At 39.6% G+C, this 11,844-nt stretch carries 12 protein-coding genes and 1 tRNA gene; 11 read left to right on the forward strand and 2 right to left on the reverse strand.

Features of this window, described 5'->3' with window-relative positions; genetic code table 11:
- Positions 1 to 5 precede the first annotated feature (5 nt).
- The 11 genes from whiA to PGLA_RS12895 all read left to right on the forward strand — a co-directional run bounded on the left by whiA (position 6) and on the right by PGLA_RS12895 (position 10,710).
- A complete protein-coding gene (whiA, locus tag PGLA_RS12845) occupies positions 6 to 935 on the forward strand; it encodes a DNA-binding protein WhiA (protein WP_068533297.1) in 930 nt (309 codons plus the stop codon).
- A gap of 97 nt (positions 936 to 1,032) precedes the next feature.
- Complete coding sequence (locus PGLA_RS12850; RefSeq protein WP_068533299.1) at positions 1,033 to 1,302, forward strand: HPr family phosphocarrier protein; 270 nt, start codon at positions 1,033 to 1,035, stop codon at positions 1,300 to 1,302.
- A gap of 522 nt (positions 1,303 to 1,824) precedes the next feature.
- Positions 1,825 to 2,580 carry an SIMPL domain-containing protein gene (locus PGLA_RS12855; protein ID WP_068533300.1) on the forward strand — a complete coding sequence of 252 codons (756 nt, stop codon included), beginning with the start codon at positions 1,825 to 1,827 and terminating at the stop codon, positions 2,578 to 2,580.
- Positions 2,581 to 3,033: 453 nt separating this feature from the next.
- Entirely contained in the window at positions 3,034 to 4,014 is a 981-nt protein-coding gene (locus PGLA_RS12860; protein ID WP_068533302.1) for an ABC transporter ATP-binding protein, read from the forward strand.
- A complete protein-coding gene (locus PGLA_RS12865; protein WP_068533304.1) occupies positions 4,011 to 4,865 on the forward strand; it encodes an ABC transporter permease in 855 nt (284 codons plus the stop codon). Before PGLA_RS12860 ends, PGLA_RS12865 begins: the two co-directional genes overlap by 4 nt.
- Entirely contained in the window at positions 4,862 to 5,668 is an 807-nt protein-coding gene (locus PGLA_RS12870; RefSeq protein ID WP_068533305.1) for an ABC transporter permease, read from the forward strand. The genes PGLA_RS12865 and PGLA_RS12870 overlap by 4 nt, the downstream gene beginning before the upstream one ends.
- 139 nt (positions 5,669 to 5,807) lie before the next feature.
- Positions 5,808 to 6,827: a polyamine ABC transporter substrate-binding protein gene (locus PGLA_RS12875; protein WP_068533542.1), complete on the forward strand. Its 1,020-nt coding sequence runs from the start codon at positions 5,808 to 5,810 to the stop codon at positions 6,825 to 6,827.
- A gap of 188 nt (positions 6,828 to 7,015) precedes the next feature.
- Positions 7,016 to 7,789, forward strand: a complete 774-nt coding sequence (locus PGLA_RS12880; RefSeq protein WP_068533306.1) for a DUF2087 domain-containing protein — start codon at positions 7,016 to 7,018, stop codon at positions 7,787 to 7,789.
- Between the two features lie 77 nt (positions 7,790 to 7,866).
- The gene (locus PGLA_RS12885; protein ID WP_068533307.1) at positions 7,867 to 8,277 is read left to right on the forward strand and encodes a GIY-YIG nuclease family protein; all 411 of its coding nucleotides are present in this window, start codon (positions 7,867 to 7,869) and stop codon (positions 8,275 to 8,277) included.
- A gap of 124 nt (positions 8,278 to 8,401) precedes the next feature.
- A complete protein-coding gene (locus PGLA_RS12890; RefSeq protein ID WP_068533308.1) occupies positions 8,402 to 9,484 on the forward strand; it encodes a PdaC/SigV domain-containing protein in 1,083 nt (360 codons plus the stop codon).
- 143 nt (positions 9,485 to 9,627) lie between these two features.
- Positions 9,628 to 10,710 (forward strand): PdaC/SigV domain-containing protein, encoded by a 1,083-nt coding sequence (locus PGLA_RS12895; protein ID WP_068533310.1) that lies wholly within the window; start codon positions 9,628 to 9,630, stop codon positions 10,708 to 10,710.
- A gap of 180 nt (positions 10,711 to 10,890) precedes the next feature.
- Here PGLA_RS12895 and clpP read toward each other — a convergent pair whose 3' ends face one another.
- Together clpP and PGLA_RS12905 are read right to left on the reverse strand one after the other, a co-directional pair.
- Complete coding sequence (clpP, locus tag PGLA_RS12900; protein ID WP_068533312.1) at positions 10,891 to 11,487, reverse strand: ATP-dependent Clp endopeptidase proteolytic subunit ClpP; 597 nt, start codon at positions 11,485 to 11,487, stop codon at positions 10,891 to 10,893.
- A gap of 188 nt (positions 11,488 to 11,675) precedes the next feature.
- Positions 11,676 to 11,750 (reverse strand) — tRNA-Arg (locus PGLA_RS12905).
- Positions 11,751 to 11,844: the final 94 nt, after the last annotated feature.

Consider the following 11,844-nt stretch of genomic DNA (forward strand, 5'->3'; position numbering starts at 1 on the left):
GTCCCTTGTCGTTTGCGGCACAGACAAAAAAAGAATTGACTATGGTCGAAGGACAGGCATGCTGCGAGAAAGCTGAGTTATCAGCGTTAATTCGTATGAATGGTTCTGTTCAGTTATCGAATAAAAAGGTCATATTAGATATCTCGACAGAAAATGCCGCGATTGCAAGACGGATTTATTCCTTAATCAAAAAATATTTCCAGGCACATACCGAGTTACTTGTGCGTAAAAAAATGAGATTGAAGAAGAATAACGTTTATATCGTACGTATACCTGCTCGTGTACAGGAAATTCTGAAGGAATTGTATATTGTTTCGGAAGGTTTTCTATTCACACCAGATATCCAATCAGACCTCATACGTAAAAATTGTTGTAAGAGGGCTTATTTACGAGGAGCATTCATGGCTGGTGGATCCGTTAATAACCCAGAGGGTTCTTCATATCATCTGGAGATTTCGTCTATGTATGAAGATCACTGCAAGTCGTTAGTAGATTTGGCTAACCAATTTAAGCTGAATGCTCGGTTTATTGAACGTAAGAAAGGTTTTGTTCTTTACATTAAGGAAGGCGAGAAGATCATTGAATTTCTCAGCTTGATCGGCGCGCATCAATCGTTGTTCAAATTTGAGGATGTTCGAATCATGCGGGATATGAGAAATTCCGTGAATCGTATCGTCAACTGCGAGACTGCGAATTTGAATAAAACGATTGGTGCTGCGGTACGACAGATTGAGAATATTAAGCTATTACAGCGTGAGTTGGGACTAGAGAATTTGCCAGAGAAGCTACGAGAAGTGGCCGAGGTTAGGCTAGTTCACCCGGATATGAACTTGAAAGAAGTTGGCGAGATGCTAAAAGGTTCCGTCAGTAAATCAGGTGTGAACCACCGTCTACGTAAGATTGATGAGATGGCTGATAAAATTCGTAATGGCTGATTTTTTTCTTCTAGTGTCCTTCATGTTATAATGGTATAATGTTCTTAAATAAAATGTGTGTACAGTGTACAGATTTATAAATAGGGGGTAAGTTTCCATGATAAAACACCCGGTAGTTGTCCGTCTAAAGACGGGTCTCCATGCGAGACCGGCAGCGTTGTTCGTCCAAGAAGCCAATAAGTACTCTTCTGAAATTTTCGTGGAAAAAGATGATAAAAAAGTGAACGCAAAGAGCATTATGGGAATCATGAGTCTTGCGATCAGTTCTGGCACGGAAGTCAATATTAGCGCAGAAGGTGCTGATGCTGAGCAGGCTGTAACCGCTTTAGTAAATTTGGTAAGTAAGGAAGAATTAGACAATCAGTAGAGTATTTGGTATCACGACCAAATAGCGGCTAACCTTTAAAGGGACTAGCTGCTTTTTTTTGTTTTTTTATGTGTATTTTGTTATAGATAACTCATCAGTGATAAGACTTCTGTCTATATATACTAAACCTAACATGGAATTATTACAGAATATTATTATACATAGAACATCAGAAGGAGCTAAGGTCATTATGAATTTGAAATCAATTATCGGAAGTAATAACAAGCACAAATATTCAGGAACTTACGGTGCATGTGAATAAAACTTCTCAATTTAGTCAGACTATACGTGAAATAGCTAGAATAGAGGAGTTAAAATAGCCTCAAAATTATCTTGTCTTCATATGCAACATTTCCCAATCTGTCTCGTCTAAAGGTTGAATGAAAGATTAGATGATGCTTACGAGTGAGAGTTACTTCGTAAAGCTAAGAAGATGCTTACGAAGTTAGCTTTACTTCGTAAAACTAAGATTATGCTTACGAGGTAAGTTTTACTCCGTAAAACTTTTAGGGGGCGAAAGTTATGAAAAGATTGGTAAAGACGACAGGAAGTATATTGGTTGCGGGAGCATTAGTATTTGGGTTAACAGGGGTGGGTGCGTTGGGTAATGCATCCAAGATTTATGCAAGTGAAGTACAACGTAATGTTATCAATGTTGTAGGTAAAGGTGAAATATCCATCACACCGGATATCGCTTATCTATCAATCGGTGTAACTTCGCAGGCGGAGACGGCTCAAGCGGCACAGAAGGCGAATGCAGCTAAGATGCAGAAACTGAATGATTTATTGAAGAAGACATGGAAGATTGCTGATAAAGATATCAAGAGTACACAGTTCTACGTACAACCTAATTATATCTACACTGAAAAAGATGGACAAAAGTTAAAAGGGTACAATGCGAATCATACCATTGAAGTAACATATCGCGATCTTGCTAAGATTGGCCAATTGCTTGATGCAGCATCCACTGCAGGGGCAAATAACATTGATAATGTTCGCTTCTCGATAGAGAATCGTGACCAGTTCGAAACACAAGTGATTGAGAAAGCCATGGCGAATGCGAGTGTGAAGGCAAATGCAATTGCTAAAGCAGCAAATCGGACATTAGGCGTAGTGCTGGTTGTGAATCAAGGTGATGCTAATGACTTAATCGTATACGGACAGAGAGAGATGTTGATGAGTCCGAAGTCAAGTATGGACCAAGCAGGTTCGACAGCTGTTGAAGCAGGAGAAGTGAAAGTGTCTACACAACTTAGTGTTCAATACGAACTTAAATAATTACTAAAATGATTGTTGAACGTTCAAAAGTCACCTTTCTTCGACAAGCCATTGTCGCGAATAGGTGACTTTTTTGTGATAATAAGATAGTATAGGTTTTTGTTCAAATATAAGAAAGTATAAAGTTTCACTTAATACTTTCTTATATTTCCGCTAAAACGGGTGCCGTCCTTGAAAAAGGATGGCATAGCTGATTCTACTTGTATCTCAATCATTACTATATTGTGACGAAAGTTGCCAGGTTACTGTCGATGACTATAGAAAGTTGTTGTACCTCAAGGCGAAAAACGTTATAGTGAATATGCGAAAATGGTACGAATTTTTGAAAACAAATGGTTGAATAATAACAATAAAAGTAAGCCATACGGATGGTATGGCTTTTTTAAAATGTATGAGGATATAGAATGGATTCGACAACGAACGGACATATGATACAAAAAGGGGATGGTACTTATGATTGAACTCGTTGAGATCGAGAAACAATTTCAAGGGCAAGTGGTGGTGAAACCATTGTCTATGGTTATTGAGGAGGGTGAATTTCTCACGTTGCTTGGACCAAGTGGATGTGGCAAAACGACCATTCTTCGAATGATTGCGGGTTTTGAACAACCGACTAGCGGAAATGTAGTACTTGCTGGGAAAGTAGTTACAGAGAATCCTCCTAACGAAAGAGATTTGAACTTGGTATTTCAGCACTATGCTCTATTTCCGCATATGACGGTGGAAGAAAATATTGCATTTGGTCTTAAAATGAAAAAGATTCCGAAGGAACAACAAAAGCAGCGGATTGCAGAGGCTGTTGCCATGACGCAATTAACGACTCTAACGTCCCGGTACCCTCATCAGCTCTCTGGGGGTCAACAACAGAGAGTAGCTATTGCCCGAGCGATAGTGAATAAACCTAAAGTATTGTTACTTGATGAGCCACTAGGTGCGCTCGATTTACAACTACGTAAGAATTTACAGACCGAGTTGAAACATCTTCAACGGACACTCGGTATTACATTCGTGTATGTAACACATGATCAAGAAGAAGCTATGATGATGTCTGATCGCATCGTTATTTTAAATAATGGACAGGTTGAGCAGATTGGAACCCCTAAAGAAATTTATTCTTCACCACGTACGCTCTTTGCTGCAACTTTTGTCGGTGAGAATAATGTTTTCACTTCTCCTCAAGGTTTATTTGCTGTACGACCTGAGAAATTACGTCCACAACGAAGTGAAGAAAGTTCAATGAAGTCTGGTGTAATTCAAGATGTTTTGTATTTGGGAAATGTGCATAAATTAATGGTTGAACTTGATCAAGTTGGTGAGCAGCCAGCCATGACCGTAACTATTGTACTTGATTCAACAGATGAAGAATCTTGGCAAGTCGGTGAGCGGATTGGGGTGAACTGGAACCCTAAGGATGAGGTGGTGATCCAGCCATGAATAAATCCAAATGGTTCTTTACACCGGTGCTACTATGGCTGGGTTTGTTTTTAATTGTGCCAATGCTTATCGTCGTGGTGATGTCTTTTATGGAACGCGACACACTGGGTAATGTTGTCTATAATTTTAGTTGGGATGGATATAAGACATTTTGGGATTCCCTTTATCTAGGGATCTATTGGGATACGATTGTGTTATCCATCACCACGACAGTGATATGTTTAGTTGTAAGTTATCCTTTAGCTTACTATTTGGCGAATTCCTCTCCCCGAGTGCAGAATTGGGGTCTGATCCTGATTACGATTCCGTTCTGGATTAATTTCTTGATTCGGACTTATGCGTGGGTGTTGCTGCTCAGAACTCAGGGCGTAGTCAACAGTTTATTGATCCATTTCGGATGGATCGACGAACCATTGCAAATGCTCTATACAAAGGGAGCAGTTCTACTAGGAATGGTCTATAATTTTATTCCTTTTATGGTACTACCACTATATGTAGCTATCGAGCAGATTGATCGACGTTTGCTAGATGCTGCGAGCGATCTAGGAGCTAGTCGTTGGAAGGCCTTCTGGCACATTGCACTACCACAGAGTAAAACGGGGATTATGACCGGGTCTGTGCTTGTATTTGTGTCTACAGCAGGAATGTTTGTGGTAACAGATATTCTGGGGGGCTCTAAATCCTCTATGATTAGTAATATTATTCAATCTCAGTTCCTCGGGGCACGTAATTGGCCTTTCGGTTCAGCGCTTTCGGTCATCTTTGTTCTGACATCGCTCGTACTGATCGTATTATTTAGTCGAGTTATGAAGTCTCGGAGCGATCGAACAAAGGAGGAGGGGAACATATGAAGAAGAAAGGACATCCTCTTCTTGGTATTCATTCTGCGCTAATGATGATATTCATCTATGTACCCATTGTGCTCGTGATGGTGTATTCATTCAATAACACGCGATTAAGTGGGGATTGGAAAGGATTCACCCTCGACTGGTATGTCTCTTTAATGAAGGATCGCCACGTGATGGAAGCGTTAATGAATAGTCTTGTCATAGCCGTAATTTCTACCGTCGTAGCGACGTTATTAGGTACAATCTCAGCTTTGAGTATGCGGGATTTCGCGAGAAAGTGGAAAGGCCCACTAAATGGGGTGCTGTATATGCCAGTGATTATTCCTGACATCATTATGGGATTGTCGTTGTTGGTATTATTCAGTCAACTTCAGATCCCATTAGGTAAGTCTACAGTTATGATCGCCCATATCACCTTTAGTATGTCTTATGTATATGTTGTTGTGAACGCAAGATTGGCTGGAATGGGCAGACAGCTTGAAGAAGCAGCTCAGGATTTAGGAGCTACGTATTGGCAAACGTTTCGTTATGTCACATTACCACAGATTACACCTGGTATCATTTCTGGGGCACTTATTGCATTTACGCTTTCACTTGATGATTTCATGGTTAGTTTCTTCGTTGCTGGACCTAGCTCCACGACGCTACCAATCTATATTTATGGACAAGTGAAACGAGGGATCTCACCCGAGATTAATGCACTCTGTACACTGCTAATTCTAGTTAGCATTACGTTAATATTGTTAGCACAATACGTATTGAATCGTGGAAAAGGTCAGAAGAAACATAAGATGTTGCCCTTTTGATTTCTAAATTATGAGAACATATTTGCTTCGAATGTTGGATGATCGGGCTGTGAACGTCATGGCTTGTAATTCTTTCATATAAAATGGTTTGACGAAAGAGAGGAGATACGTAACTGTGAAAAGAACTGGATTGTTAAGTATGCTTGTAGTAGGAGTTTTGGCCATTTCCCTTTTGGCTGGTTGTTCTTCTAAAGAAAAGTTGCATATTTACAGTTGGGCGGACAATTTTGATGAAACGGTGATTTCAGATTTTGAGAAAGAGTTCAACGTAGACATAACATATGATATTTACGCAAATAATGAAGATCTTTTAGCTAAAATTAAAGCTGGTGGCGGAGGTTATGATCTAATCCAACCTTCTGATTATATGGTGGAGACGATGATCAAGAACAATCTGCTTGAACCATTGGATAAGAATAATATCCCAAACTATGTGAATATTGCGGATACATTCAAAGATCCAGCGTTCGATCCAGACAATAAATATTCCATTGTCTATACTTCTGGTGTAACCGGAATTGCATATAACAAGAAATATATTAAAGATCCGATTGATAGTTGGGAAGATCTTTGGAATCCAGCCTATAAGGGTAAAGTATTGCTACTGGATGACAACCGTGAAGTGATCGGTATGGCGCTTAAGAAGCAAGGATTCTCAAACAGTACGACGAATGAAACGGAGATTAAAGCGGCCGTAGATAATCTTAAAACGTTGCTTCCAAGCGTGTTAGCTTTTGATACAGATACGATTAAACAGAAAATGATTCAAGAAGAGGGCTGGATCAGTACCGTATGGTCTGGAGATGCTGCATATATTGTGAAGGATAACCCTGATATTGCTTATGTTGTGCCTAAAGAAGGGGCAACGATATTCTCTGATAACTACGCTATCCCTAAGGGCGCTAAGAATAAAGCATTAGCAGAGAAATTCATCAACTATATGTTAGATCCTAAAGTGAGTGCGGCAAATTATGAAGCGATTGGATATAGTGATCCAAATGTGAAAGCGATGGAGTTCCATAGTGAAACATACCGCAATAATAAGATGATCAATCTTTCTGAGGATGAACTAAATCGGGTAGAGTGGTTGAGTGATGTAGGCGATAGCCTGCAAATCTATGATCGTTACTGGACGGAATTGAAAAGTGGGCGGGAATAATATCCTAAACACATATGGTAAGGGATGAACAGATAGCAGTTCGAAGCTACAATTGTAGCTTTGGACTGTTTTTTTGCTATATAGATCAAGAAACAGGTGTGTGATGGGTTGGGTGAGTTGAAAACAACCAAACGATATTATATAATGTTTATTAAATTGGCAAACATAAGTGAGAGGTGTCTATAATAATGGTTCATTTGTCTGATTCATTCTGGAACGCTAGTATGGAAGAAATCAAGCGAGGTTACGTGTTCAATCAAGAACAGGAGGCTTATGAGTGCTTAGTCTGCGGCAAGCGGTATGAGAAAGGAATCATCTATAAGGATGAAGAGGTGTTGTACGAGGCTGAGAAGTATGTGCGTCGGCATATCACGAGTGAACATACGTCGATGGTAGATTTTTTATTGGGATTAGATAAGAAATGGACAGGATTAACCGATTTGCAACGAACGTTATTGAACTTTTTCCAAAGTGGACTAAGTGATCAAGAGATCGTTAAAGAATTGGATGGCGGAAGTTCCTCCACCATTCGCAATCATCGGTTTACTTTACGCGAGAAGATGAAGCAAGCTAAGGTGTTTCTGTCTATTATGGAACTTGTGGAGGAGAAATCGAGCCATAAGAGCAAGTATATCCATATTCACGAGTCCCCTTCCTTACTGAATGAGCGGCATGCCATTACGGAGCGAGAGAATGAAGAGATTCTTAATACGTATTTCAATCAGGGTCTAGAAGGACCGTTAAAGGAGTTCCCGAAGAAGGAGAAGCGTAAAATTGTTGTTTTGAGATATCTTACGCAATTGTTTGATGGTCAGAAACACTATTCGGAAAAAGAGGTCAACGAAATCCTTAAAGAACGCTTAGATGACTATGTCACATTAAGACGCTACTTGATCGAATATGGATTTATGGACCGGGAACCAGATGGTAGTCGATATTGGGTGAAAAGTAGAACCAAATAGAATGAACTAAAGTACTTCACTTTCACGTTTAGTTCAATCTATGTAAATAATGAATGATAAAGAAAGAAGGTAACGATATGGATCAACAAAGACGTAAACAATTAGTAACTGAGTATCAACAGCTCCCACGTAAGATTGGGGTATATCAGATTTGTAACTTATCAAATCAAAAGATATGGATTGGGAGTAGCTTAAATCTATATGGAGCGCTGAATAAAGATGTGTTCATACTGAACATGGGTAATCATGCTTGTGTACCCCTACAGCAGGAATGGAAGGAATATGGTGAGCAACAATTCCAATTAGAAATATTGGAAGAACTGAAGCTGGATGAGGGAGAATCGCTGATTGGTATGGTCCCTTTGAACGTACCTGTAAACCATCCGATGAATAAAAGATACAAGAACGAGCTAGAGGAGTTAGAGCAGAAGTGGTTGGATAAGCTGCAGCCTTACGGGGACAAAGGGTATCATGAACGAAAATCATGAATATTAAGGTAGTTCAATCTATATAGCGACAATACTGTTACTCGGATGTTACCTTATTCATTTCCTATTTCGATATACTATGAGTGAAATACTAATAATTAGTTTATTGGAGGGAATACTGGGAATGAATAGGGTAAAGAAATATAGCGCTACAGTATTAGTGGCAGGTGTTCTAGTAACAAGTTTAGGATTTACAGGACTAGCGCCGGCCATTGCAGCACCGATCACGAAGAACACCGTACAACAACCAAGTGTGGTTCTGAAATGGAAAGAAACGACGTTATCCCAAAAAGGATTGATCAGTAATGGAAGTACTTTGATTCCTGTAACCGTACTGAGAGATCAAATGGGGCTACCTTTAACTTATAATCCAGCAAGTAAAACATATAGCATTGGCAGTGGATATAAACAATTGGATATATCTATTTCTGAATATGGCGTAGATGCATACATTAATAACCATTATGTGAATGAGTACGAAGTGAAGAATATCGGTGGCAGATTGTATGTCCCTTTTAAATTAATGAGTGATTATTTAGGGTATCAAGGCGTGTGGAATCCACCACTTAAGTCTTTGAGCATTACTCCGAGAGTGGAGAATGATATCGTGATCACAACAAAATCCGAAGAGAGTAAGACGAAGGATGCATCATTCCTTTTGCAATACCCTACGATCAGTGGGCTTGAGAACGCCGCCGCGGAGAAGGAAATTAACGCTATGTTAGAGAAGGTTAAGAAACAGTTCGTTGAAGCTGCGAATGAGCAGGCTGCCTTGAGAGATGGCACTGTCGAGCACCCTTACGAATTCCTTCAAAATTATCTCGTAACTTATAATCAGAATGGGATGTTAAGTCTTGTTATGAATCAATATAGTTATACAGGTGGAGCACATGGTATGAACAACCGCATAGGATTAACATTTTCATTACAAGATGGGAAGTTACTTTCGATTGATGATCTTTTGAAAGAGAAGAATCCTACCTACAAAGTGGGCCTAGATAAATTCTTATTGAAGAGTCTTCAGGGATTCGAAGGGTATTATGGTGACTTCAAAGGACTAGGTGCTGATGTTGATTACTATCTCAAAACAGATGGGTTAGCGTTGTTCTTCCAACAGTATGAATATGCACCTTATGCTGCAGGCAATCCTACCTTCGTCATTCCATTCGATCAGGTAGTACCGAAAGCAAATAGTCTATTTGAATAGTATGTTCTCTTGAAAATCATGAAATCTTGTTCTTCCGAATATGTGGGAGCAAGGTTTCTTTGAAATATATAAGTAGAGTTGTGGTTCAATATAATCCTACTTGGCTTATACTCATAATAGTTGCGTTGAAGGGAGCTGTCATAATGAATAAGGTACTGAAATATAGTATTTCGGCATTGATTGCAGGTGTTCTGGTAGCAAGCTTTGGATATACAGGACAGGCGTCAGTATTTGCAGTAGAGAATACGAAGAACGTTGTGCAACAGACACCAGTTATTTTGAAATGGAAGGGAAAAACGTTATCCCAAAAGGGATTAATCAATAATGGGAATACACTCATTCCTGTGAGTGTACTGAAAGATGAGTTAGGGTTACCTTTATCTTATAATCAAGGAACGAGAACATATTACCTTGGCAGTGGATATAGACAGTTGAATATGGATGTATCCGAGTATGGGGTAAGTGCGAACGTAAATAACTATTATATTTATGATTACGAAGTGAAGAATATTGGAGGCAAGCTCTACATACCGTTTAAATTATTAAGTGACTATATGGGGGTACAAGGGGTATGGAACCCTTCGCTGAAGTCTTTGAGTATCACGCCAAGAGCGGAGAATGATGTAAAGATTACAACAGAGTTATTAGAAACGAAAACGAAGGATACATTATTCCTTGTACGTTATCCTAAGCTTAGTGGACTAGGGAATGCAGAGGTGGAGAAGAGTATTAACGCTGTACTCGAGAAACACAAGAATCAGTTTGTCGAAGATTCGAAAGAGCAGGAGAAGAAGAGAGATAGCTCTGTCGATTACATGTACCAAGCCTTTCAGAATTTTGCCGTAACTTACAATGAGAATGGCATGCTAAGTCTGGTCATCGATCAGTATAGTTATACTGGGGGTGCTCACGATGGCACGATTCGAACAGGATTCACTTTTTCGTTGAAGGATGGAAAAGTGCTTTCACTTGAGGATTTGTTGAAAGAGAAGAGTCCCACTTACAAAGTAGGGTTGGACAAACTCGTAATGAAGAATCTAAAGGGTATCAATGGCTTTTCTGATCAATTTAAGGGACTTGGTCAAGACGCTGATTACTATCTCAAACCAGACGGGCTAGCGGTGTTCTTCCAACAGTATGAATACACTCCTTATGCTGCAGGCATTCCGACGTTTGTGATTCCGTATAATCAGGTGTTGCCGAAAGGGACGAGCCTTGTCAAATAGATTTCTTTCTGGAAATAAACATAACAAAAACCTTGCGCCTAAATTTCATAGGAGCAAGGTTTGTTGTGGAAATGGTTTTATTTATTAAAATATAAGAAAGTATAAGTTTCACTTGATACTCTATTTCCTATATTTCCGCTAAAACGGGTGCTGTCCTTGAAAGGTAAGGCTCAGCCGTTTCTACTTGTCTAAAGCTAACGGGCGCTCGATTACTTTGTCGATGATACCGTATGATGCAGCATCAGCGGCACTCATAAAGTAATCACGATCGGTATCTTTCTCAATACGTTCTAGCGGTTGTCCTGTACGTTCGGACAATATTTTGTTCAACTTATCACGCATTTTGAGAATGCGACGAGCACGGATTTCGATATCCGATGCTTGACCTTGCGCACCACCCAAAGGCTGATGAATCATGATTTCACTGTTTGGTAGAGCGAAACGTTTGCCAATAGCGCCTGCGTTCAATAGGAACGCACCCATCGAAGCAGCCATACCAACACAGATAGTGGATACATCTGGTTTAATATATTGCATTGTGTCGAATATCGCCATACCGGCTGTAATCGATCCACCAGGACTGTTTACATATAAGGAGATATCCTTCTCAGGGTCTTCAGCAGCTAGGAATAACAATTGTGCAATAATGGAATTGGCAACAACGTCATTAACATCAGAGCCTAAGAAAATGATGCGATCTTTCAAAAGTCTAGAATAGATGTCATATGCGCGCTCGCCGCGGTTGCTTTGTTCAACGACCATAGGAATGAAACCCACGTTGAAAACCTCCCTTAATTAGCTAAATTATAACCTTTATTATACATACGATTACCGTATTTACCACATGATAAACATTTTAAATCAAAAAGTCAAAGAAAGTCAAACTCTAGATAAAAAAAATAGCCATGATTGGCTTTTGATGGTTTGGTTAAAGATATAGTAGTCAGCTATTGTAACAATTATAATGGCGCGCCCGCGAGGAATTGAACCTCGATCTCAGGCTTCGGAGGCCTACGTCATATCCATTTGACCACGGGCGCAAAATCAATAGCAAAAATTATTATATGATATCTACGTCAGAATAGCAAGAATTATCGATGTGTACTATCTTAAGCAGGATCGAAAATCGAGTGT

This window comes from Paenibacillus glacialis (genome assembly GCF_001637205.1).
In the GTDB taxonomy this organism is placed as follows: Bacteria; Bacillota; Bacilli; order Paenibacillales; family Paenibacillaceae; genus Paenibacillus_AQ; species Paenibacillus_AQ glacialis.

Bases quoted from the DNA above. Each gene is read 5' to 3' on its own strand.
- PGLA_RS12850 (WP_068533299.1), top strand. From the start codon at position 1,033: ATGATAAAACACCCGGTAGTTGTCCGTCTAAAGACGGGTCTCCATGCG.
- PGLA_RS12855 (WP_068533300.1), top strand. From the start codon at position 1,825: ATGAAAAGATTGGTAAAGACGACAGGAAGTATATTGGTTGCGGGAGCA.
- PGLA_RS12860 (WP_068533302.1), top strand. From the start codon at position 3,034: ATGATTGAACTCGTTGAGATCGAGAAACAATTTCAAGGGCAAGTGGTG.
- PGLA_RS12865 (WP_068533304.1), top strand. From the start codon at position 4,011: ATGAATAAATCCAAATGGTTCTTTACACCGGTGCTACTATGGCTGGGT.
- PGLA_RS12870 (WP_068533305.1), top strand. From the start codon at position 4,862: ATGAAGAAGAAAGGACATCCTCTTCTTGGTATTCATTCTGCGCTAATG.
- PGLA_RS12875 (WP_068533542.1), top strand. From the start codon at position 5,808: ATGCTTGTAGTAGGAGTTTTGGCCATTTCCCTTTTGGCTGGTTGTTCT.
- PGLA_RS12880 (WP_068533306.1), top strand. From the start codon at position 7,016: ATGGTTCATTTGTCTGATTCATTCTGGAACGCTAGTATGGAAGAAATC.
- PGLA_RS12885 (WP_068533307.1), top strand. From the start codon at position 7,867: ATGGATCAACAAAGACGTAAACAATTAGTAACTGAGTATCAACAGCTC.
- PGLA_RS12890 (WP_068533308.1), top strand. From the start codon at position 8,402: ATGAATAGGGTAAAGAAATATAGCGCTACAGTATTAGTGGCAGGTGTT.
- PGLA_RS12895 (WP_068533310.1), top strand. From the start codon at position 9,628: ATGAATAAGGTACTGAAATATAGTATTTCGGCATTGATTGCAGGTGTT.